At 52.5% G+C, this 22,594-nt stretch carries 20 protein-coding genes; 1 reads left to right on the forward strand and 19 read right to left on the reverse strand.

The window, feature by feature from the left end; translation table 11 throughout:
- The 16 genes from wcaJ to C2U43_RS16755 form a co-directional block, all read right to left on the reverse strand.
- On the reverse strand, window positions 1-1,395 hold the full coding sequence (gene wcaJ / locus C2U43_RS16680) for an undecaprenyl-phosphate glucose phosphotransferase (protein ID WP_008785190.1): 1,395 nt from the start codon (window positions 1,393-1,395) through the stop codon (window positions 1-3).
- Between the two features lie 54 nt (window positions 1,396-1,449).
- Window positions 1,450-2,820 (reverse strand): colanic acid biosynthesis phosphomannomutase CpsG, encoded by a 1,371-nt coding sequence (gene cpsG / locus C2U43_RS16685; protein WP_103285522.1) that lies wholly within the window; start codon window positions 2,818-2,820, stop codon window positions 1,450-1,452.
- Between the two features lie 135 nt (window positions 2,821-2,955).
- Window positions 2,956-4,392 (reverse strand): mannose-1-phosphate guanyltransferase, encoded by a 1,437-nt coding sequence (gene cpsB, locus C2U43_RS16690; protein ID WP_048225800.1) that lies wholly within the window; start codon window positions 4,390-4,392, stop codon window positions 2,956-2,958.
- Window positions 4,392-5,618: a colanic acid biosynthesis fucosyltransferase WcaI gene (gene wcaI / locus C2U43_RS16695; protein WP_103285523.1), complete on the reverse strand. Its 1,227-nt coding sequence runs from the start codon at window positions 5,616-5,618 to the stop codon at window positions 4,392-4,394. The genes cpsB and wcaI overlap by 1 nt, the downstream gene beginning before the upstream one ends.
- Window positions 5,615-6,094, reverse strand: a complete 480-nt coding sequence (locus tag C2U43_RS16700; protein WP_103285524.1) for a GDP-mannose mannosyl hydrolase — start codon at window positions 6,092-6,094, stop codon at window positions 5,615-5,617. Before C2U43_RS16700 ends, wcaI begins: the two co-directional genes overlap by 4 nt.
- A 2-nt stretch (window positions 6,095-6,096) precedes the next feature.
- Entirely contained in the window at window positions 6,097-7,062 is a 966-nt protein-coding gene (gene fcl / locus C2U43_RS16705) for a GDP-L-fucose synthase (protein ID WP_103285525.1), read from the reverse strand.
- A 2-nt stretch (window positions 7,063-7,064) separates the two neighbouring features.
- Window positions 7,065-8,186: a GDP-mannose 4,6-dehydratase gene (gene gmd, locus C2U43_RS16710; protein ID WP_003036748.1), complete on the reverse strand. Its 1,122-nt coding sequence runs from the start codon at window positions 8,184-8,186 to the stop codon at window positions 7,065-7,067.
- Window positions 8,187-8,210: 24 nt separating this feature from the next.
- Window positions 8,211-8,765, reverse strand: coding sequence for a colanic acid biosynthesis acetyltransferase WcaF (wcaF, locus tag C2U43_RS16715; RefSeq protein ID WP_001153539.1), 555 nt, complete (start codon window positions 8,763-8,765; stop codon window positions 8,211-8,213).
- A gap of 9 nt (window positions 8,766-8,774) precedes the next feature.
- Complete coding sequence (gene wcaE / locus C2U43_RS16720; protein WP_103285526.1) at window positions 8,775-9,521, reverse strand: colanic acid biosynthesis glycosyltransferase WcaE; 747 nt, start codon at window positions 9,519-9,521, stop codon at window positions 8,775-8,777.
- 5 nt (window positions 9,522-9,526) lie between these two features.
- On the reverse strand, window positions 9,527-10,744 hold the full coding sequence (wcaD, locus tag C2U43_RS16725; RefSeq protein ID WP_020996654.1) for a colanic acid polymerase WcaD: 1,218 nt from the start codon (window positions 10,742-10,744) through the stop codon (window positions 9,527-9,529).
- Window positions 10,719-11,936, reverse strand: a complete 1,218-nt coding sequence (gene wcaC / locus C2U43_RS16730) for a colanic acid biosynthesis glycosyltransferase WcaC (RefSeq protein ID WP_103285527.1) — start codon at window positions 11,934-11,936, stop codon at window positions 10,719-10,721. The genes wcaD and wcaC overlap by 26 nt, the downstream gene beginning before the upstream one ends.
- Window positions 11,933-12,421, reverse strand: coding sequence for a colanic acid biosynthesis acetyltransferase WcaB (wcaB, locus tag C2U43_RS16735; protein WP_069219544.1), 489 nt, complete (start codon window positions 12,419-12,421; stop codon window positions 11,933-11,935). The genes wcaC and wcaB overlap by 4 nt, the downstream gene beginning before the upstream one ends.
- A 2-nt stretch (window positions 12,422-12,423) precedes the next feature.
- Window positions 12,424-13,266, reverse strand: a complete 843-nt coding sequence (gene wcaA / locus C2U43_RS16740; RefSeq protein WP_000206145.1) for a colanic acid biosynthesis glycosyltransferase WcaA — start codon at window positions 13,264-13,266, stop codon at window positions 12,424-12,426.
- 72 nt (window positions 13,267-13,338) lie between these two features.
- Window positions 13,339-15,501 carry a tyrosine-protein kinase Wzc gene (wzc, locus tag C2U43_RS16745; RefSeq protein WP_103285528.1) on the reverse strand — a complete coding sequence of 721 codons (2,163 nt, stop codon included), beginning with the start codon at window positions 15,499-15,501 and terminating at the stop codon, window positions 13,339-13,341.
- Entirely contained in the window at window positions 15,498-15,947 is a 450-nt protein-coding gene (wzb, locus tag C2U43_RS16750; RefSeq protein ID WP_032949610.1) for a low molecular weight protein-tyrosine-phosphatase Wzb, read from the reverse strand. Before wzb ends, wzc begins: the two co-directional genes overlap by 4 nt.
- Before the next feature lie 5 nt (window positions 15,948-15,952).
- Window positions 15,953-17,092 (reverse strand): polysaccharide export protein, encoded by a 1,140-nt coding sequence (locus C2U43_RS16755; RefSeq protein WP_003834266.1) that lies wholly within the window; start codon window positions 17,090-17,092, stop codon window positions 15,953-15,955.
- A gap of 655 nt (window positions 17,093-17,747) precedes the next feature.
- Here C2U43_RS16755 and C2U43_RS16760 point away from each other — a divergent pair.
- The gene (locus C2U43_RS16760; RefSeq protein ID WP_032943936.1) at window positions 17,748-19,331 is read left to right on the forward strand and encodes a TerC family protein; all 1,584 of its coding nucleotides are present in this window, start codon (window positions 17,748-17,750) and stop codon (window positions 19,329-19,331) included.
- 44 nt (window positions 19,332-19,375) lie between these two features.
- Here the strand turns inward: C2U43_RS16760 and asmA are convergent, their stop codons facing one another.
- The 3 genes from asmA to udk all read right to left on the reverse strand — a co-directional run bounded on the left by asmA (window position 19,376) and on the right by udk (window position 22,570).
- Entirely contained in the window at window positions 19,376-21,229 is a 1,854-nt protein-coding gene (asmA, locus tag C2U43_RS16765; RefSeq protein WP_048215954.1) for an outer membrane assembly protein AsmA, read from the reverse strand.
- 26 nt (window positions 21,230-21,255) lie between these two features.
- A complete protein-coding gene (gene dcd, locus C2U43_RS16770) occupies window positions 21,256-21,837 on the reverse strand; it encodes a dCTP deaminase (protein WP_003834269.1) in 582 nt (193 codons plus the stop codon).
- A 91-nt stretch (window positions 21,838-21,928) separates the two neighbouring features.
- On the reverse strand, window positions 21,929-22,570 hold the full coding sequence (udk, locus tag C2U43_RS16775; protein WP_003036776.1) for a uridine kinase: 642 nt from the start codon (window positions 22,568-22,570) through the stop codon (window positions 21,929-21,931).
- Window positions 22,571-22,594: the final 24 nt, after the last annotated feature.

A 22,594-nucleotide genomic window follows, 5' to 3' on the forward strand; every position in this document is an offset into this window, starting at 1 on the left:
TTAATACGCCGCTTTGTTGACAAAGCCTTTGAATACCGTCAGAAAAACAATTTTGATATCGAACCACACGCTCCACTCGCGAATGTATTCGAGGTCAAATTCCACACGTTTTTCCATTTTTTCCAGCGTATCGGTTTCACCGCGCCAGCCGTTGATTTGCGCCCAGCCGGTAATACCCGGTTTCACCTTATGGCGTAACATGTACCCCTCGATCAGCTGGCGGTACTGTTCGTTATGCGCTACCGCATGCGGGCGTGGCCCAACAATAGACATGCCCCCGGTCAGCACGTTAATAAACTGCGGCAGTTCATCGAGCGACGTTCGGCGCAGGAAATTCCCCACAGGGGTAACGCGCGGATCGTTTTGCGTCGCCTGCGTCACCACCGCGTCGTTTTCCATCACTTTCATCGAACGAAACTTCCAGACTTTGATCGGTTTTCCGTCCATGCCATAGCGGGTCTGGCGGAAAATCACCGGTCCTTTGGAGGTCAGTTTTACCAGTAGCGCTATGCCACACAGCACCGGAGAAATAAGCAGCAGGATCAGCGAAGCCAGCACGATATCTTCCGCACGTTTCAACAGGCGATTAATTCCCGAGAGCGGCGTGTCATACAACGGCACCACCGGAACGCCATTCATCTCTTCAATCCGTGAATGCAGAATGTTGAAGGTAAAGACATCAGGAATAAGGATCACCGAACAGGTGGTGTCGGCCAGCTCACGAACCAGTTTTTTGACGCTGGCGCCATCGCTCATCGACATGGCGATATAAACGTTATGAATACGTGAGGCTTTGGCGTCATCCACCAGCTGTTGCAGATTACCGGCCCAGTCGCGGGAGTTTTTTCCAGGGATAGGATCGTGATAGACCCCCGCCACTTCAAATCCCAGCCACGGTTCATGGCGAAAGCTGTCCAATAGCATTTGTCCGGCGGGCAGGTCCCCTGCCACCGCCACCCGGCGCGTGTTATACCCGCGATTACGCAACCATCCCGCGCCGTAGCGAATAAACGAACGGCTCAACACCAGGCCAACGCTGGATAGCAGATACCACGCCAGCCAGACAGCGAGACGGTTATCAAAATCGTTATTAAAGGCGATCAGACCTGCGCAAAAAATCAGACTCAGCGTCCAGTTTTGCAGCAACAGCACCAGCTCAGTGGAAATTTTGACACCGCGCCAGGAGCGATAAAAATCCGTTATGCCACCGAGCATCTGAAAAACGACCAGCGTGATCAGCGCCACCAGCAGGTGCATGTACAGGAAAGGCAAACCGCTTAATTCGCAGATTACCCACAACCCGCCAAACATGATGGTGATATCTGAAAAGCGTTGCACCATCGAAATTAACGACGCATTGGTTTTGGCGCGTTCGCGCTTTTTTAGATGTGTCATCGTGGTTCCTGTTAGTCACCCTTTGCCCAGAATCGGGCAAAGGAAGCACCAGCATTACTGATTCAGTAACGCCAGAAGAGTGCGCGTTCGCGCTTCCATCAACGGAATATCTCCGCGCGATTCCACGTTCAGGCGCACCACCGGTTCGGTATTGGAAGAGCGTAAATTGAAGCGCCAGTCGACAAACGACATGCTGATACCGTCCGTTCTGTCCACCGACAGCGCCTCACGAGAAAAATGCTGCTCCACGCGCGCAATCGCTGCCGTCGGCTCTGCCAGCGTACTGTTTATTTCACCACTCGCCGGGTAGGCCACCATCCGGTCACGGACCAGTTCGCCCAGCGACTGTCCTTTCAGACACAGCAGTTCCGCCACCAGCAGCCACGGGATCATTCCGCTGTCGCAATAGGCAAAATCGCGGAAATAGTGGTGCGCGCTCATTTCGCCACCATAAATGGCATCTTCATGGCGCATCCGCTCTTTGATAAACGCGTGCCCGGTTTTAGACATCACCGGTTTACCGCCTGCCGCCGTCACCACATCCACGGTGTTCCAGGACAGGCGTGGGTCGTGGATAATTTTCGCCCCCGGATTCTTCTCCAGAAACGCTTCCGCCAGCAGGCCAACAATGTAGTAGCCCTCAATGAACTGACCTTTTTCATCGAACAGGAAGCAGCGGTCAAAATCACCGTCGAAGGCAATCCCCATATCCGCGCCGTGTTCAATCACCGCGTTACGCGTGTCTGCCCGGCATTCCGGCAGCAGAGGATTGGGAATACCGTTGGGGAAGTTGCCATCCGGCGTGTTGTGAATTTTGATGAACTCGACCGGCACGCCCAGCGCCTTAAAACGGGCTTCAATAGCGTCAACCACCGGACCTGCCGCGCCGTTGCCGGAATTGAGCACCAGCTTCATCGGTTTCAGGTTGGCGGGATTGATGTAACCCAGCAGGTGATCAATGTAGGCATCGCGGGTAGTAATGCGCTGGTAGCGGCCACGTTTTGTCTCATCAACCGCCGGGAAGTCATTGGCTTCCGCCAGGCGCTGCACGTCGCGCAGACCGGTATCACCGCTGATGGGCCGTGCCCCTTCCCGCACCAGCTTCATTCCGTTGTAATCCATCGGATTATGGCTGGCGGTCACTTCAATACCGCCGTCAATGTCCAGGTGGAAGGTGGCGAAGTAAATCTCTTCGGTGCCCGACATGCCAATATCCAGCACATCCACCCCCGCATCCTGCAGTCCTTTCGCCAGCGCCAGCTTTAGCGTCTCGCTGGTCAGGCGCACATCGCCGCCAAGGACAATCGTTTTTGGCTTCAGGAACTCACCGTAAGCGCGGCCAATACGCCACGCGATATCTTCATTCAGCTCTTCGCCCAGCCTGCCGCGAATATCGTAGGCTTTGAAACAGGTTAATTTCGTCATGATTTACCCTTCTTCAGGCAACAGGAGGCCCTGACTCTTAATGAGCCTTTTAATGAGTGTTAAATGCATTTCCCGGCGAGCTTCGCTTATCGGGCCTACGGTGTTGTAGGCTAGATAAGCGCAGCGCATCCGGCATCAGGTACGCCCGTATCTGTCCGCAAACCGCACCACATCATCCTCATCGAGATAAGATCCGGAACGCACTTCAATCAGATCGAGCGGGATTTTCCCCGGGTTCTCCAGACAATGGGTAGCCCCCAGCGGAATATAGACAGACTCGTTTTCAGCGAGCAGTTTGATGTCATCATTGATTGTCACCTTCGCGGTCCCAGCCACCACAACCCAATGTTCAGCCCGGTGATGATGCATCTGCACGGACAATCCCTCACCGGGTTTAACGGTAATCCGCTTCACCTGGTAACGGTCTCCGGCATCAATAGAGTCGTACTTGCCCCATGGACGGTAAACTTCACGGTGAATATGGTGCTCATGACGTCCGTCAGCTTTAATTTGCTCCACCACTTTTTTGACGTCCTGCACCGCGTTGCGATCGGCGATCAGCACCGCATCTTTGGTCTGCACCACCACCAGATCCTTCACCCCGACGGTCGTCACCAGGCCAGACTCGGCATACACGTAGCTATTTTCCGTTTTATGGCTAATGACGTCACCATGATGCACATTACCTTCAGCGGTATGGGCGCTGATTTCCCACAATGATGACCAGGAGCCTACATCGCTCCAGCCTGCGTTCATGGGCATCACCACCGCATCGGCCGTACGTTCCATTACCGCATAGTCCACAGACTCTTCCGGGCAGGCGAGAAACGCCTGTTCATCAACGCGGATAAAATCGAGATCGGGATCAACCGTACTCATGGCGTTTTCGCAGGCCTCAAGAATGTCGGAGCGATATTTTTTCAGTTCTTCCAGATAGCGCCCGGCCCGGAACAGAAACATGCCGCTGTTCCAGTAGTAGTCGCCGCTCGCCACGTAAGCCTGCGCGGTTTCCAGATTGGGCTTTTCAACAAACTGCGCCACCTCAAAAGCCACGGCGTCGGTATTGGTCGGCGAAACCTCGCCGCGACGTATATAGCCGTAGCCGGTCTCCGGCTGGTCCGGCACGATACCAAACGTCACCAGCTTACCCGCGCTGGCATACGGCATTGCATTGCGAACCGCCTCTCGAAATGCCTCTTCATCGGCAATCATGTGATCGGCCGCCAATACCAACAGCAGCGGATCTTCCCCCGGACTTTGACGTTTTGCCGCCAGCGCGGCCAGCGCTATCGCCGGTGCCGTATTGCGCCCGGCGGGTTCGAGAATAATGTTCTCAGTCAGCTTGTGCAGTTGTCGTAGCTGTTCCGCCACAATGAAACGGTGTTGTTCATTACAGATAACTACCGGACTTTCGCACTCCACACCGTTCAGACGACAAATCGTTGTCTGCAGCATGGTGAGATCGCCTTTCAGGCACAGAAACTGCTTTGGATACAGCACGCGGGACAGAGGCCATAAACGGCTACCCGAGCCACCGGCCATCACCACCGGAAAGAGTTTGTTTTGACTCATCATGTACCCCGAATATCTGCAATAAATTGGCTCAGCACGTTTTCTTTATCCAGCGTGCGTTCGGCATACTCACGTGCCACCGTGTTAACTTTTGGCATGGTTAGCGCCTGTTGAATCCCGCCAACCAGCGCATTCACTGATTCAGGCTCGACACACACCGCGATGCCTGGGTGAACGTCACACAGCTGACCCAACTCGGTCTCAGGTTCGGCGGTAATCACCGCGTTACCGCCAACGGCGAGGATATTGGTCAGTTTGGAGGGCAATACGGCATCCGCCGCACCGCGCTTTTGTACCACCAGATGGCAGTCCGCCATCTTGAGCAGCGCAGGCAGCGCGTCATAAGATTGCAGCGGAAAGAACATCACATTGTTCAGGCCGCGTTCGCCAGACATACTCTCCAGCTGTGCTTTACCTCCGCCCTGCCCGACAATCACAAACAGCCAGGGCTGTTCGCTCAACAGGGCCGCTGCGTCGATCACACTCTCCAGCCCTTGCTTTTCACCGATATTGCCTGAGTAGAGAATGATTTTTTTATCATCAGGCAAGCCCAGTTGCTGGCGCAACGCCAGAGCATCGGCATCGTTCACGTCACGAAAACGCGCTACTTCTGACCAGTTCGGAAAGAAAATGACCTTCTGTGCATCAACGCCCTTCTCCTGCGCTTTATTCATCATTGAGCGAGAAATGGTCGAAATATGGTCCATATTCAACAGCCCACTGCGCTCAAAGGCGCTGGCCAGTTTTGCCACCGCGCCACGCTTGCCTTTGCCCGCCATGCCAAGCCCCAGCATGGCATCGACTTCGTAATCCTGAATATGCAGCAGCGTGCGCGCCCCGGACAGCTTCGCCAGCAGGCGCATGCCCGGCGTACAAAACAGCGTCGGCACTACCCCAATGATGCGATCCGGCTTCCAGCGGCGCTGCGCCAGCAGCGGGAAGAAACTGCTCAGGGCGAAACTGCCTAGATGCAGCAAGCGCTTGAGCGTAGAAGGCTGCTCAGGCACATACAGCGGACAACGCCAGACGATGGCATCGCCCTCTTCACGACGATAGCGCCAGGATGAATAGCGACCGTTGACCTTCCACTGCGGATAATAAGGCGGCGCAGTGATCACCCGTACGTCATGCCCCTGTTGCGCCATCCACTCCACCATTTCACCGGTGTATTTACCGATACCGGTCAACTCCGGCGAATAGTTGATGCCATACACAAGGATCTTCATAGCCCGGGTACTCCGGCCTGACTCTTCTCACAGAAGTAAGCCCGGCTGTTGTCATGCACGTGGTCACTGGTCAGAATCTCTTCAATTGCCAGCCAGCGGTACGCGTCATGTTGAACGTCAGGCAGTTGCAGGTCGTATTCCGACACCCGCAGACGAAATCCCAGCACGATGTAATGCGTTGAGAAATCTTCCCCGGAAAAGTTGTCGTCATAGAAGTGCTGCCAGACCCCGTAAAACTCTGCAGCGGACAGCGGTAAACGTAACCCCAGCTCAGCTTCAGTAAGCCGCTCAAAAGCCGCGCGCAGCGGTTCATCTTTTTGCACCCGACCGCCGGGCACGAACCAGTACCCCTGCGCTGGACGATTGAGGCGCTTGCCAAGCAAAAATTCGCCCTGGGCGTTTTCCACGATCAAATCGATGGAAATCAGCGGAGTTGAACGTACAACGGTGGCAAAATCCTCATGACGTAAAAACATGCTTACCCCCGGTAACGGTGCTGGTTTTCAAGGAACCACTGATATGTACTGGCAAGCCCCGCTTCCAGAGATATCTCGTGATACCAGCCCAACTGATGCAGACGCGTAACATCGAGCAATTTTCGCGGCGTGCCGTCCGGTTTGCTGGCGTCAAACACCACGCGCCCCTTGTAACCCACGACCTGCGCGATAGTCTGGGCCAGTTCACGGATGGTGCAGTCCACGCCAGTGCCCACGTTGATATGCGACAGCATTGGTTGGGTATATTCCTGCAACACTTCCTGAGCCAGCTCCATCACGTGGATACTGGCCGCCGCCATATCGTCGACATGCAGAAATTCACGCATTGGCGTCCCGCTTCCCCACACCACCACATCCGGCGTATTTTGCTCGCGAGCCTCATGAAAGCGGCGCAGCAGCGCCGGGATCACATGCGAATTACTCGGATGAAAGTTGTCATGCGGTCCGTACAGATTGGTCGGCATCACCGAGCGATAATCACAGCCATACTGTCGGTTATACGATTCGCACAGCTTGATACCGGCAATTTTGGCAATCGCATACGGCTCATTGGTCGGTTCAAGTGCCCCCTGCAACAGTTCACTTTCGGCGATTGGCTGGGTAGCTTGTTTGGGATAAATACAGGATGATCCGAGAAACAGCAGTTTATTCACGTTATGCAGATGCGCCGCATGAATAATGTTGCTCTCAATCATCATATTTTCATAAATAAAATCAGCAGGATAAGTATTGTTCGCCACAATCCCCCCCACTTTTGCCGCCGCCAGATAAACCTGGTCAATACGTTCAGCGGCAAAGAACGCCTGCACCGCACCGGCGTCCAGCAGATTAAGCTGGTCGCGGGTACGCAGCACCAGCTCTACGTTATTTCGTTGCGACAATTGTCTGACGATGGCGGCCCCCACCATCCCGCGATGGCCCGCCACAAAAATACGTTGTGTCTTCATCCTCAGTACTCCAGCGCGATGGCGACCTCGTAACCGTGCGACTTGAGCAGGGAATGTTTCTTCGCCGCATCAAGATCGTTGGCAACCATTTCCGAGATCATCTGGCGCAGCGTGATTTCCGGTTTCCAGCCCAGTTTTTCATGTGCTTTGGCCGGATCACCCAGCAGCGTTTCCACCTCAGCCGGACGGAAGTAGCGCGGGTCAACGGCAATCATGACATCCCCGGGTTTCACCCCCGGCGCATCGTGTCCGGTCACAGAAACCACGATGCCTTTCTCATTCACGCCCTCGCCTTCAAAGCGCAATTTAATCCCCAGCTGAGCGGCCGCCATTTCTACAAACTGGCGCACGGAATACTGCACGCCGGTGGCAATCACGAAATCTTCTGGCTTATCCTGCTGCAGCATCATCCACTGCATCCTGACGTAATCTTTGGCATGCCCCCAGTCACGCAGTGAATCCATGTTGCCCAGGTACAGGCAAGACTCCAGCCCCTGAGCGATGTTGGCGATCGCCCGGGTAATTTTGCGAGTGACAAAGGTTTCGCCGCGGCGCGGAGATTCGTGGTTGAACAGAATGCCGTTACAGGCATACATCCCGTAAGACTCGCGGTAGTTGACGGTGATCCAGTAGGCGTACAGCTTGGCAACGGCATACGGTGAACGCGGATAGAACGGCGTGCTCTCTTTCTGTGGGATTTCCTGTACCAGACCGTACAGTTCAGAGGTGGACGCCTGATAAAAACGGGTCTTTTTCTCCAGACCAAGGAAGCGGATCGCCTCCAGCAAACGCAAGGTGCCGATCGCATCAACGTCTGCGGTGTATTCCGGTGAATCAAACGACACCGCAACGTGGCTCATGGCGCCCAGGTTATAGACTTCATCCGGTTGGACTTCCTGTAAAATACGGGTCAGGTTGGAGGAGTCGGTCAAATCGCCATAGTGCAGATGAAATTTGGGATTGCCTGAATGCGGATCCTGGTAGATGTGGTCCACACGTTCGGTGTTGAATGATGAAGCGCGACGCTTAATACCGTGTACTTCGTACCCTTTTTCCAGCAGGAGTTCTGCCAGGTAAGAACCATCCTGCCCGGTTACGCCAGTAATGAGAGCAACTTTTGACATGTTATAACCTCTTCAGTGATCCCCTCAGGGAGTAACTTTCTCGACGCGTTCGCGCGTGACTACTGCGGGATTTCCCCGACAAACAACATTTGCTGGCAGCGATTTAAATACGCTGCTTCGTGCTCCAACGACGGTGCCATCACCAATCGTCACGCCAGGCGCGACAAAGACATCTGTCGCCAACCAGCATTTAGCGCCAACCACAATCGGCGTGGCGTTAATATCAAAATGTTGACTGGCATAATCATGACTCCCGGTGCATAAATAACTTTTTTGCGAAATAACCGCATGGGCGCCAATCGTAATATCACCTAACGTATATAAAACCGCGTCGTCACCCACCCAGGCATAATCTCCCAGGGTTAATTTCCACGGATAAGTAATTTTTACTGAAGGCCGAATGACTACGTTTTTTCCTATTTTTGCACCAAACATTCGTAATAAAAACGCACGCCAGCGATACATGACCTGCGGTGACCAGCGAAATAATGTTGCTTGCACCGCCCACCATAATTGCACTTTAATAGCACCACCGCCGCGAAAACCTCCAGGCACTTTAAATCCGCTTAAATCCTGCATAATATGCCCTTACGTTTTCCCATATAAGGTTTTTGTTTTACCGGTTGTGCGCAGACGTAAATATTCTGACAAGCCGGTCCAAAAACCTGGCATGTGTAATATCTGGCGCTGTACTTTTTTGGCATCCCGACACAATTCCAGATTATTCGTCGTTGACACTCCGCCCATAGAAAACTCCGATACCAACCCGCTCAGCTTTTTAAAAGCATAACCGGACTTGTATAATTGGGCTGCCAACGCGTAATCAGACGATATTTTATATTGCAAATCATAATGCCAGACATTCAGTCCTGAGAGTGGAAAGAATATCGCCTGATGGCTGGCGGGCAGGCTGTGATAAATATACCAACCTGGTTTTGCCCGGCGCTTAATTTTGTTGCCATTGCCGAAATCCAGCAACGCATCGCCAATGACCATGGTTTGGTCGCTCTGCATTTTTAGCTGGCGGATAAAATGTGCCGCATCCGCATGCAAAATATCCCCGGAGTTGAGGAACAGCGCGAACCGCCCGCGCGCCATCGCGATGCCTTTGTTCATCGCATCATAGATGCCGTTATCCGGCTCGCTGACAAACCGTAACCGGTGTTCCCCACTGAGCCCTTCAAGAAACTCCGACGTACCATCCGAGGAGCCGCCATCAACAACAATCCACTCAAAACTGATATCACCCGCTTGCGCCAGATGTGCCAGCGATGCGTGAGTTTTGACGATCCCTTCCAGATTGCGAAAGGCGACGGTAATGATACTGAGCAGCATGTGAGTTACCTCGCGATATTCAGCGCCTTGCGCAATATAAACGGACACACAATTAAAAATGCGTATTCCGGACTAAATACTGAACCTGTAAAAAACAGTGACAACGGTGTAAAAAGATAAAGCTGCACCCGATAATTCTGATTATCGCCAAACGCATTGATCATCATTTTCATGACCTTCCCCATGTACCACAGGGCTAATATCACCGCGAACCATGAAAAATAAATAATCAGCAGATACAAACCATTGTCTATTGTTTTACCGACATCTGCACCGTTAAAAATTCCGAATGACGCAACGTATTCATAAAGTGAGCCAAATCTCACTACGCCATCAACATTCAGTAATGAATAACCGACCATCACCAATGGTCCTACGATACGATAATACGATGACGAACCTTCAGTTCCTAAATCACCAAGCCGCGTTGCGATGTACGGAAAAGCAAATATCACCCCAACTAAAAACACGCTTAATGAGATTATCGCCAGCGGTAGCTTCTTTTTTATCGCATCCTTATTCAGGTACTGGAACGCCCACTCCAGGAGATAAAACAAAATAAACGTCATCACCCCCGAAAAAGATCCTGATAATATTATCCCTGCCAGAATCATAGCATCGGACTTAGGTGTTTTGATACCAAACTGTTTGATGCTGAGCCAAATTGAGATTAACGCCAGAGCGAAGAATGCCGGTTCGAAATAGAGCGCAGTGGTACGTTTCCCACCAAACTTAATAAAGTTCAGAACATAGCTGTTACTGTAAATAAGATATTTCGAAATAACTTCCATTAAACTGCTGCCGCCGCTGAGAATTATCTGTGCCATTTCAACCGCAGCTAACCCCACCACCAGTCCCACCACCAGCCAGAAAAAACGCAAAATCTTAATGTAGTTATGCGGTGAAATGGTTTTGAAGCGAATACTCCACACCATGCCAATGATCACCACGGTATAAACAAACAGCATCGCTGACGTTACGTACTTACTGGCATCCAGTGATTGACCGAACAGGTAGTTAAACGCCGTCAGCCCGCCCCCTACCCCCAGCGCGATCATTAATTTTTTGATATTGATGCGCTCGACAAACAGCAACAGCAGAACGGGTAAGAAGGTGACGATAGTTATCGGGAAGCTCTCGCCAAGCTGGGCGAGTTTGACGTTAACCAGCAGATAAAGCAGCGGTAGCACCAGATAGCTACAGATTCTGATAGAACGAGACATATTCCTCCAGCATCTGTTGCCCACTGTATGCCACCCGACTGCGTTGACTGAACGCGGTAAGGGACGTGTCAAATACCGCCTGCGCAATGTCTGATTTTTTCAGCTGCACCAGCTGCAATACGTCCGCTTCGCTGAACGTTTTGCCGCCAGATTTAGCCAGCACTTCCTGCGCGGCATCGCTGTGCGTGGCAATTACCGGTACGCCGATGGAAAGCGCTTCACACAAAATCAGCGGGTAGTTATCGACACGGGAGCTGAACACCAGTCCATCCATCTGGTTAAGCGCACTCATCAACGTGCGCTTATCGCTCTCAAAACCGTGATTGATGACGTTATCTCCCGCAAATGGCGAAAATTTGCCGAAGGTATGCAGCTCAATTTTTTCTCCCAACGCCATCAACTCCTGCACCAGCTGCTGATTGGTTTTACCGTCATAGCGCAGGTCATGAGCCACCACGGCAATTTTCGGCCGACCGCTCTCCGCAGGCATCGCGGGTAGTTCGGCAAGAATGGCTTCGGTTGCCACATCAATGCCATTATTGATAACGCGGCAGCGTCCCACGCCATACAGGCTGTTGAATGCGTCGGCCACATGTTGACTGGGCGAGATAAACTGGCAGCCCAGCGCCAGCATGGCACGGAACATCTGCCGCTTACCGGGCAACTGCTGATGGGCTTTATCGACTTTTACCGGCGGATAGTTGCTGAGCGTTGGGCATTTCTGGCAGCCCGTTTTCCAGCCTTCGCAACCATCGGTAAAGGCACAGCGCCCGGTCACGCTCCAGTGATCGTGCAGCGTCCAGACGAAGGTGATATCCGGTTTATGCGCCTTCACTTTTTGGCAAAAGGTCACCACCTCTTCCAGGTTCAACCAGTAGCTGTGCAACACATGAAAATGCAGCACCAGCGGGCCGCAGGTGCGGGTAACCGTGCGATATAGCTTGTCGAGATTGCCGAACATGTCGCGATTTGCAAAACGAAACAGCGCAATGTTAGCCGCCGACGTCAGGCGCGGCGTATATTTGATAACCTGCGGGTAATTCGCATGACTGGCGCTTTTTTTACCACCTTTGCCATAGCCATAGACAAATCGCGACGACAGCCCTTTTTCCAGCGACCTCAGATGCAAATCTAACGCCACGCCTGCCGCCCCACCTTCTGCGAGTCGCACATTAAACTGTAATATCTTCATTTTATTACCTTCACCCGTGCCTTCTCGCCCACGACCAGCGTATTGTCCGGAACGCTATCCACCACAACGCTCCCGGCGCCAATCGTCACGTTATCGCCAATAGCAACGTCGCCGAGCAGAGTGACATTGGCCCCCAACTCAACGCCGTTACCGATGACCGGACAGGATGGGTCGTTGGCACCAAGATTGCCGATGGTGACGCCGTGGCGTAGGGTAAAATCATCCCCCGCCACCACGTGTTTATTGATAACCACCCCATAGCCATGATGGATGGTGAAACGACGACCAATTGATGCAGCAGCCTGAATTTCATAGCCAAACAGGCATTCGGTGATAAAGCGGTACATCACCAGCACCGGGGCAGCCCACAGGTTGTTTATGATATTTTTTTTACGCCAGACGGAGCAAAAATGGGCAATCCGATAGGCCGCCACCATGCAGCAGGGGCGCAGACTCCAGCCGTTCGCGCGTAAATCTTCCAGCATAATTAGCGTCCTCGCAGTCCGTCGGCCAGACGCTTACTGTTGCGAACAGAAAGCAGCGTCAGCAGCGTGCGCCAGTTCATCCGTTTGTTGCGGATCTGATAGAGGGTAAACAGCTGATATTTCTTGCTGGCCCGGTCAAATTTGCCTTTGTGCTTGCGGTAAAACTGAAAGTAGCCGGAGAATTTATTCGGCGATGAGGTAATACGCATCTCGCCGTGATTCACATGCAGGATCTGCGTCGCCTCTTTGACCTTCCACGGTTTGCCATACGCCACCACCATGCGCAGGAAGATGTCGTAATCCTGCGCCGCTTTCAGCGTGGTATCGAACAGGCATGCTTTAAACCGCCATGCCCAGGTAAATACCTGATTACCGATGATGTTGCGCTTATAAAACCTGCGGCGTGAATAAACGGACTTCGGATAGAGCGGCAGACTGGTCGGCTGCGAATACACTTCGCCCTCACAGACATAGTCATTGGCATACAGAAACGCCCGTGTGACCAGTTGATGCCGATACTGCAGGAACACGCTCAGGCGGTTCGGCGTCCATTCATCATCATCATCAATCCCCGTAATGTATTGCCCGTTGGCCTGCATAATGGCCTGATTACGCACCGCACAGGCCCCAGAGTTGGTGGAATTATGCGTATACGACACGCGCGGATCGTTGAGTTCCTCAACAAACTGCTGCAACTGCTCATATGAGGAAGAGCAATCATCCACAATGATCATCTCCCAGTGAGGGTAGTCCTGGCGCAACACCGATTTAATCGCCCGAATGGCCAGCTGCTGGCGGTTCCAGGTTGGCATATAAATTGAAATTAGCGGGTTTTCTGTCGTCATTTTCGTTTCCGGATAGATACGCTTTTGTAGGCCGGATAAGGCGTTTTCGCCGCATCCGGCAGGGTTGGTGATTTATTTCGCATCCGACGTGTATTCGTATTCGTAGTAGCCGTAATCCTGATACCCGCTGGCACGGCGGAAGATCGAGTTGAGGATAACCCCTTTTACCTGAATGCCGTTTTGCTCGAAGCGACTCAGGCTGGTTTCCACCTCTTTCAGCGTGTTGACCGCATAACGCGCCACCATCAGCGTGGTGCCGACATGACGGCCAACAATCGCCGCGTCGGTCACCGCCAGAATTGGTGGGGTGTCAATCAACACCAGGTCATAGTGCGAGCTGGCCCAGGCAATCAGTTCGCCAAAACGCTCGCTCATCAACAGCTCGGAAGGATTGGGAGGGATTTGACCGCGAGGGATCAGATCAAAATGCGGAATCGATGTCGGTTTGGCGCTGGATGAGATATCCCCCTTGCCAATCAGGATCTCAGACAGGCCGTTGACGTTATTGGTCCCCAGCAGTTCGTGGGTATAGCCTTTGCGCATATCGCAGTCGATCAACAGCACGCGTTTGTTGGTCTGGCTGATGACTGCCGCCAGGTTGGCGCAGACAAACGTTTTGCCAATCGACGGGCTGACGCCGGTCAGCATCAATACGTTGTTACGCGCCTGCATCATGGCAAAGTGCAGGCTGGTACGCAGGCTACGGACCGCTTCTATGGCGAGATCGGTTGGATTACCCACGGCCAACAGCTGGCTTTGCTTGTAGCGTTTCACACCTTTAATGGTCTGAACGTTATCACGTGCTTTTTGCCATTCGGACAGCGGAATACTGGCATACACGCTGATACCATGCTCTTCCAGCGCCTGCGGGCTTTCAATACCGCGATTAAACAGAGAACGCAGCAGTACGCCCACCACGGAAAGCATCAAACCAAGAATGATACTGCCGAGGATAATCAGCGCCGTTTTCGGCTTCAGCACGCCAGGCTGGGCAATCGCGGGATCGACAATGCGCACATCGCCAACCGTACTGGCCTCAGTAATCTTGAGTTCCTGTTGCTTGTTCAGCAACTGCATATAGACCTGCTGACCGGACTCCACATCACGCGTCAGACGAACAATTTCCTGCTGCGTTTTCGGCATCGCCGTTACGCGCCCGTTCAGCTTACTTTTCTCATCTTCCAGCGCCTGGCGTTTTTCCAGCAGCGTGCGGTACGCCGGATGCGCTTTGGTGAACAGCTTGGAAATCTCCGCTTCTTTGAAGGTCAGTTCATTCAGCTGCGCATCGATATTCACCATCGAATCCAGCACCGCTTTGGCTTCCAGCGGCAAATCCACGGAATCTTTATCCTGACGAAAGGCGTTCAGCTTGTTTTCAGCAACGTCCAGCCGATTACGCACCTCAGGCAGTTGCTTTGCCAGAAACGCCAGACTTTTGGCGGCCTCTTCAGATTTACGTTCCACGTTTTGTTGCAGATAGTTGCGGGTAATACTGTCGAGGATCTGGCGGATTTGCTCGCGGTCTTCGCCGGTAAAGGTCAGGCTCAATACGCCGGTGTCTTTGCCCGTTTCCGTCACCATCAGGTTATTTTGCAGGGTGTTTATCATGCCCAGCGTGGAGAATTTGCTGACGGTAAATTGGCTCTCCGGGCTGGCATGAATCGCCTCAACCAGCATCGTCACGCCATCGTGTTCCAACACCTTGCCGACTTGCCCCCGGGCACTAAAACCCCCGTCACTCACCAGTTGATAGCTTTTGTCATTCAGCACATTGAGCGTGAAGGTCTGTTCATTCATTGCCTTTGGCAGCGTGAAGGTGGTCACATTAACCGTTTCGTTCTGGCGGCCCATCAGCCGGTCCCAGCCCGCGCCAAAAATAGGGAATGTATCTTTGGTAACGGCGATATCGAGGTTAAGATCGTCTACCGTTTTCCCTAATACCAGACGCGACTGGATGAGCTGAATTTCCGCTTCCGAGGCCGGCGGTTTGTTCGACAACGCCGAGCCAATATCCTGCACCAGTGAATTTCCGGTATTTTGCTCAATTTGCACCAGCGCGTCCGCACTGTAGATGGGTGTGGCGAACAGCGTGTAGACCGCGGCACACAATGCAAAAGCCGTGGTAATGCCTAATACCCACCAGCGGGCTTCCACCACCGTTGCAACCAGACGACCAATATCGATTTCATCATTGCCCGTTACCGGCGCAGCAGACTGTTTAACTTTTTCTGTCATTGTTTTCCCTGCTCTGCGTTCAGTGCCTGAGCCCATTGGCGGGCAGACCGTTCAAGTAATGCGTACACCGCGTCAAACGCATCACGGCTTTTACGATACGGATCGGGAATTTCGCGCTCGCTGTCCCAGTGCCCAAAAAGCATCACTTTGCCGCGCATCTCCGGCACCATTTCACACAGGGCAGAGATATGGCGCTTCTCCATGGTCAGGATCAGGTCATACTCCCGGCACATGCGTCCCGAGATCTGCCGGGCACAATGATTATCCAGTGACAGGTTGTGCGCCTGTGCCACGCTAATAGCACACGGATCCGCGCCTTTCCCCACCAGCGCCCCAAGACCGGCTGAAGAGACCGTTAACGCCGGATGAAATTGCCTTAATAAGCGCTCTGCCGTCGGGGAACGACAAATGTTCCCCACACAGACAACTAATATTTTGTTAAACATGATGATTACCAGTTGTGAAGGTCGCTGGCCGTGTCCGTCATATAGCGAACACCGCTAATAGTCGGCAGCAACTGATTGATCAAACGGTTCCAGCGAGCAACCGGCGCGGTAGTGACATACACCACATCGTATGGCTGGAGTCGGAATGATGTTGCCATCACCAGCGACGTCGCATCGGACATATCAAGCTGATAGATATTGGCGATCTTGCCGTTGTTCCCGCCCTCACCTTTCAATGGTCGAATAACGAAAATGCCGCTGGCGTTGGAGGTGGTCAGGTCAATACCTTCGGCATTGCCCAGCGCTTCGGTAAGCGTCATGCCGCTGAAGTCCATTTTGAGGGTGCTCTGTTTTTTCACTTCCCCCATTACGAAGACTTTCAGATCGTCATTACGCGGAACAAACAGAATGTCGCCAGGATAGAGCAGACGGTTCTGGCTCAGGTCGCCATTTTGCATCAGCGCTTGCAGTGAAATGCGTTGCTCCTGCCCTTTATGAGTCAGCACAACGTTGCGCCAGTCTGCTGCCTCGGTGAGACCGCCAGCGGCGTTAATGGCATCGAGAACGGTAAGCGGCACGTTGGTGATGGCCTGCTGGCCGGATTTGTTCACCTGCCCGGAGACATAGGCCTTCTGCGAGCGGAAAGCGGCGATATTAACGTCCACCTGCGGGTCAGCAATGTACTTCGCTAAGCGCCCGGTAATATCACTACGAATCTCTGCCAACGTTTTTCCTACCACGCTGACTTTGCCGATGTAGGGGTAAAACATGGTGCCATCAGGCTGCACCCAGTTGCCGGTATCGCTTGAGCTACGGTACTGCCCGGCTGGCGTGGTGAGTTCAGGATGGTCCCAGACGGTCACATTCAGGACATCCCCCGGGCCTACCCGGTACTGATATCCGGAAATCTCCTGGTCCAGTGACATATTAGGCTGTGCAACATTTGGTCGAGGACGTAATTGTTCGACCAGCCGTGGCGTGAGTGGATAAACATTCACCATGCGATCGATATCAAAATCAGCGTCCTGCTGTTTAATCACATCTTTGCCCATCGTAGACATATTGCTGCCCGGAAGCACGGTACAACCGTTTATCAAGATCACCGATACCAATACTGGCATCAATTTAAGTTTGGATTTCATCATTGATTATTTATCACTTTGGCAGAGTATTTATCACATGCAATCTAAATAGCGACTTCGCCTGTACGTATTTACCTTGCCGTTAATTGAAATGGAATTTAACTGGCATCAGTCCTAAAAAAAATGAATTCATCTGCGGTCTCTTGACAGAATAATTTAGGCTTGTTTCAGGCGACCAGACACGCTACCGCCCCTGGCTTCACTAGCTACCAATGCACTGATTAATTTAAATTTTTATCTTCTCCTTTATTTTCATCACATTTACAGCGTTAACGCATCGGGAATGGCGCCACTGATTGATGAGGAAATATTTATCTTTTGATTATTACCGCAAGAATTGTTGCAGCTATGCGAATATCAGGCAAGATAACAAACCGCCGATACCTGGCTTTTAAGATTAATATTAAGCGTCGGATTTATATATTTTTAGGATTTTATTGATATTGACAATATTGATATAGAAATACTCCACCTGCGATATTTCCTAAATATATTTAGATTAATAAAATCATTTCCTGTAGTTACATTAAGGCTATTATCCTGCATCAGTTCTGATATAACCGACAGAGAAATCCCTTCTCGCCATTGCATTTTTCGCCAGTTTTACCCATGATCGAATTGTGACAATTGTCATACAACTATGGGTATAGCATTTACTATGGAATGGATTGCCGATCCGTCAATCTGGGCCGGACTGGTCACGTTAATCGTGATCGAACTTGTTCTTGGCATTGATAATCTTGTTTTTATTGCCATCCTCGCGGAGAAACTACCTCCTGCCCAGCGGGATAAGGCGCGTATTACCGGGCTACTGCTGGCGATGGTTATGCGCCTGCTGCTGCTGGCATCAATATCCTGGCTGGTAACGCTGACCACGCCGCTGTTCAGCATTCGCGATCTCAGCTTCAGCGCCCGCGATCTGATCATGCTGTTCGGTGGTTTCTTCCTGCTGTTTAAAGCCACTATGGAGCTCAACGAACGGCTGGAAGGGAAAGACAGCGATAACCCCACCCAGCGTAAAGGCGCTAAGTTCTGGGGTGTGGTCGCGCAGATCGTGGTGCTGGACGCCATCTTCTCTCTGGATTCCGTCATTACCGCTGTTGGCATGGTCGATCACCTGGCGGTGATGATGGCGGCAGTCATTATTGCCATCAGCCTGATGTTGCTGGCCAGCAAGTCGCTGACGCGCTTTGTTAACAGCCATCCAACTATTGTTATTCTGTGTCTGAGCTTCCTGCTGATGATTGGTTTCAGTCTGGTGGCCGAAGGGTTTGGTTTCCATATCCCGAAAGGTTACCTGTACGCGGCCATCGGCTTCTCGGTCATGATCGAAGCATTGAACCAGTTGGCTATCTTTAACCGTCGTCGCTTCCTCTCTGCCAACCATACTCTGCGCCAGCGCACCGCCGAGGCGGTAATGCGGCTGCTGAGCGGGCAAAAAGAAGATGCCGAACTGGATGCCGAAACCGCGGCGATGCTGGCGGATCATCATGAAGGTCAGATTTTTGCGCCTCAGGAGCGGCGGATGATTGAACGTGTGCTGAACTTCAATCAGCGTACCGTCAGCAGTATCATGACCTCGCGCCACGATATTGAACATATCGACCTCAATGCGCCCGAAGCAGAAATCCGCGCCTTACTGGAAAAAAACCAGCATACGCGTCTGGTGGTCACTGGCGAAGACGAGCAGGAGGAACTGCTGGGCGTGGTGCATGTCATCGATTTGCTGCAACAGTCTCTGCGCGGCGAACCGCTCGACCTGCGTGTATTGATTCGCCAGCCGCTGGTGTTCCCGGAGACCTTGCCGCTGCTTCCGGCGCTTGAGCAGTTCCGTAATGCCCGGACGCATTTCGCGTTTGTAGCCGATGAATTTGGTTCCGTCGAAGGGATTGTGACGCTGAGTGATGTGATGGAAACCATCGCCGGCAATCTGCCAAACGAGGTAGAGGAAATCGACGCCCGTCATGATATTCAGAAAAACGCCGATGGTTCGTGGACCGCTAACGGACATATGCCACTGGAAGACCTGGTGCAGTACGTGCCTATCCCGTTAGACGATAAGCGTGAGTATCACACCATTGCCGGACTGTTAATGGAGTATTTGCAGCGCATCCCGAAAACCGGGGAGGAAGTCCAGGTTGGCGACTATCGGCTAAAAACCCTGCAGGTGGAAAATCATCGCGTGCAAAAGGTCCAGCTGATACCGCTACACAGTGAAGAAGAGATGGATTACGAGGTGTAAGTCACGAGCCGGATGGGGCATTAGCCACCATCCGGCAATATGAATCAGAGCTTATCCAGCAACTTTTTAACATCTTTGCCGTTGCGGGAATCTTTATTGCGATCTGCCCAGTCATTCAGACGACGTTTTGCTTCATCCTGCAGATGCTTACGCAAAAGCTGATCAACTTGCAGACTGTAGTTCAGTGATTGCCACTGGCCATAGACCCTGAGAGGAACCGGGGTGGCCTTCAGGAAACTAATCAACTTACTTTCGCCATCCCAACCGCCCAGCACGCGAATGTTAAACAGCGTGTCGCAATTCTGCTTCACCAGATCTAACGTTCCTTTGCCGGTTAGCGCCAACATCGCGGACTCGCCTGCCATGTTATCCAGCGTCACCTCTCCGTTATCCAGCGTCATATCGGTTACAAAATGATCCAACCGGGTCACGTTATCGAGGTTTTGCTGAGATTTAACATCCCCACCGCTGCGTTCTACAGCCTGTTGAATCATCTGCTGGAAGTTCATCCCTTCCATTCGCGTATCGTTCATTTCGACATGGGCCTGCCCTTGCCAGCTATGGCGAAACGCCTGGGCATCAATATCTGAGCCGGAAAAATCTCCCGCCAGCGACAGCTTGCCGGTGAGTGCGATGGGGTAATCAAAGGCCTTCAGAATCGTGCCAATTTCCACACCTTCCAGGCGCGGATGAAAGACCGCTCGCGGTTCTCCCTTTCTGGCATCCAGCGTGCCGGGCAGTGAGATCAGCCCGCCATCACTTTTTCCCTGCAACTGCGCAATGTTCAGTAAGCCGAACTGGTTGTCTATTTTTGCCGAAACATTCTCAAACGCCATTTTCCGCCACAGCACTTTGTCAGCCTGCAAAGCGATGTCTGCCGAAAAACCCTTGAGTCCCTGATACGAAACGGCATCAACCTGGGAAGCAATGACGGGGCGCGCCAGCGTTGACTGACTCTGACCTTGCTGAACGTCACCTTTTGCTGTCGCCGCTGCGTCATGCTGTACGAGCAGGTTATCCAGATTGAGCTGACCAAATTTCAGGTCGACGGCCCATTCCGGTTTTTCCAACAAGGATACGTGCGCTTGCCCGGAGAACGAAGAGTCATTGGCGGTCAAATTTATCTGGCTAAACGAAAGCTGTTTTTTCTCTTCCAGCCATTGCGCCTGAAGATGTCCCTGACCGTTGATCCCCTGCGGCGGCAAATCGGCCCCCTGCAATTGCCAGCTTAACTGCTCGATATTCGCAGATAAGTTGTGCGGATAATCGGAGGCATCGACCGTACCGTTAAAGGATAACGCGAGATCGCGCTGATCGCGGTTCACACGCCCGGAAAAATCAAACGTACCGCGGTGCTGGCTATCTTGTTCCATCTCCAGACGAATATCACGAACGGTAACTTGTTCGTCGTCTTCATGCTGGAATACCAGAACACTGTCGGCAACCCGCAAACGGGCGATATCAAACGACCATCCTTTGTCTTCCGCCAGATCGGGCAACATATTGTCTTTTGGGGCAACGGGCGCATCTTTACCGCGCACCGCCTCAGTTTGCGGGGTCAGTTGAATCACTGCGCCTTTGAGCATCACCTGCTTCACGCTGAGCTGGTGGCTCAACAGCGGCCACAACGCGACGTCGAGACGCATATTGTCGGCACGAACCAGAGGTTCGCTGGCACCTTCAGCCGTTAACACCACTCGCCCTGAGAGGATACTCAGTTGCGGCCATACGTGCCAACGCAGGGGGCCATCCAACTGCAGCTGATACCCGCTACGTGCGGCAACCTGCTTGACCATATACGCGCGGAAATCATTCGGATTCACCAACAGTACTAACGCAGAAAAGCCGGCCACCAGCACGACCAGAAGAATCATCAGCGTCGTCAGAAATCGTCTCATGCTATCCCCAATGGACTGATAAACACTCAGTCTTTATCGATCCGGCTGGCAACGGCGCCCTGCTGGTCGCGATACTTCGCATCCTGACGACGGTTGTATGGTCGCGCTGCCGGACCGGAAAGCGGTTCGAAACTTAGCGCACCAATCGGCATGCCCGGACGCAGAGCCAGCGGTAATTTTCCGGAGTTGTAAAACTCCAGTACGATACAGCCAGACCAGCCCGGATCGATACGGTGTGCGGTGACGTGTACCATCAGTCCCAGACGCGCCAGAGATGAACGGCCATCTAACCAACCGACGAGATCGGAAGGCAACGTCACGGATTCGAATGTTACTGCCAGCGCTAGCTCACCCGGATGCAAGAAGAATGCCTCGCCGTCCTTGAGGACGATTTCATCACTCATCACGCGATCCAGCGCGGCGCTGACTTCATCTTTCGGTCCGCTCAAATCGATATACGCCGCCGTATGACCGCGGAACGTACGGAATTTGTTGCCAAGACGCACATCTACCGTGGCGCCATTGATTCGCTCGACAGGAGGGCGTGGAGTGATCGACAGGCGACCTTCATCCAACCAGGCTTCAATATCTCGGTCACATAAACGCATGGCACTTTCTCCTTTCGTGCTTCAAACCCTTAATGCCAGGTGCGTTAAGGGTGAACCAGGTTATCACTGAACGGTACACAATTCGCTGAACTTATTCAAAGAACTGACTGATTTTAGCCTTCAGAATATCGATGGCGATGCGGTTTTTACCCCCGCGCGGCACAATGATGTCGGCGTATTGCTTTGAAGGCTCAATAAATTGCAGGAACATTGGACGGACGGTTTTCTGGTATTGCGCCATCACCGAATCCATTGAACGACCACGTTCATTCACATCGCGCTTAATACGGCGCATCAGACAAATATCCAGCGGCGTATCAACAAAAATAGAAAAGTTCATCTCATCGCGCAAACGCGCATCCGTCAGCAGCAAAATGCCTTCCAGGATAATGACTTTCTTCGGTTCGATATGAATAGTGTCTTGCGTACGCGTGTGCTCAACATAGCTATAAACCGGCAGCTCAATGGCAGAGCCGCGTTTCAGCGTTTGCAGATGTTGAAACAGCAGGCTGTGGTCCATCGCGTTCGGATGGTCGTAGTTGGTTTTTACACGTTCTTCCATCGACAGATGGCTTTGATCTTTGTAATAGCTGTCTTCGGGAATAACGCCAATATGTTCGTCACCGACTTGTTCACGCAATTCGCGATAAAGAGTACTGGCAATAAGGCTCTTGCCGGAAGCCGATGCGCCGGCAATGCCGATAATGACGCACTGATGGGACTGATCAGTCATAAATTTAGCGACCTGATTAACCTG

It is taken from the genome of Citrobacter freundii complex sp. CFNIH9, from assembly GCF_002903305.1.
GTDB lineage: Bacteria > Pseudomonadota > Gammaproteobacteria > Enterobacterales > Enterobacteriaceae > Citrobacter > Citrobacter portucalensis.

Coding starts and splice junctions, on each gene's coding strand:
- wcaJ (WP_008785190.1), bottom strand. CDS start 1,395: ATGACACATCTAAAAAAGCGCGAACGCGCCAAAACCAATGCGTCGTTA.
- cpsG (WP_103285522.1), bottom strand. CDS start 2,820: ATGACGAAATTAACCTGTTTCAAAGCCTACGATATTCGCGGCAGGCTG.
- cpsB (WP_048225800.1), bottom strand. CDS start 4,392: ATGAGTCAAAACAAACTCTTTCCGGTGGTGATGGCCGGTGGCTCGGGT.
- wcaI (WP_103285523.1), bottom strand. CDS start 5,618: ATGAAGATCCTTGTGTATGGCATCAACTATTCGCCGGAGTTGACCGGT.
- C2U43_RS16700 (WP_103285524.1), bottom strand. CDS start 6,094: ATGTTTTTACGTCATGAGGATTTTGCCACCGTTGTACGTTCAACTCCG.
- fcl (WP_103285525.1), bottom strand. CDS start 7,062: ATGAAGACACAACGTATTTTTGTGGCGGGCCATCGCGGGATGGTGGGG.
- gmd (WP_003036748.1), bottom strand. CDS start 8,186: ATGTCAAAAGTTGCTCTCATTACTGGCGTAACCGGGCAGGATGGTTCT.
- wcaF (WP_001153539.1), bottom strand. CDS start 8,765: ATGCAGGATTTAAGCGGATTTAAAGTGCCTGGAGGTTTTCGCGGCGGT.
- wcaE (WP_103285526.1), bottom strand. CDS start 9,521: ATGCTGCTCAGTATCATTACCGTCGCCTTTCGCAATCTGGAAGGGATC.
- wcaD (WP_020996654.1), bottom strand. CDS start 10,744: ATGTCTCGTTCTATCAGAATCTGTAGCTATCTGGTGCTACCGCTGCTT.
- wcaC (WP_103285527.1), bottom strand. CDS start 11,936: ATGAAGATATTACAGTTTAATGTGCGACTCGCAGAAGGTGGGGCGGCA.
- wcaB (WP_069219544.1), bottom strand. CDS start 12,421: ATGCTGGAAGATTTACGCGCGAACGGCTGGAGTCTGCGCCCCTGCTGC.
- wcaA (WP_000206145.1), bottom strand. CDS start 13,266: ATGACGACAGAAAACCCGCTAATTTCAATTTATATGCCAACCTGGAAC.
- wzc (WP_103285528.1), bottom strand. CDS start 15,501: ATGACAGAAAAAGTTAAACAGTCTGCTGCGCCGGTAACGGGCAATGAT.
- wzb (WP_032949610.1), bottom strand. CDS start 15,947: ATGTTTAACAAAATATTAGTTGTCTGTGTGGGGAACATTTGTCGTTCC.
- C2U43_RS16755 (WP_003834266.1), bottom strand. CDS start 17,092: ATGATGAAATCCAAACTTAAATTGATGCCAGTATTGGTATCGGTGATC.
- C2U43_RS16760 (WP_032943936.1), top strand. CDS start 17,748: ATGGAATGGATTGCCGATCCGTCAATCTGGGCCGGACTGGTCACGTTA.
- asmA (WP_048215954.1), bottom strand. CDS start 21,229: ATGAGACGATTTCTGACGACGCTGATGATTCTTCTGGTCGTGCTGGTG.
- dcd (WP_003834269.1), bottom strand. CDS start 21,837: ATGCGTTTATGTGACCGAGATATTGAAGCCTGGTTGGATGAAGGTCGC.
- udk (WP_003036776.1), bottom strand. CDS start 22,570: ATGACTGATCAGTCCCATCAGTGCGTCATTATCGGCATTGCCGGCGCA.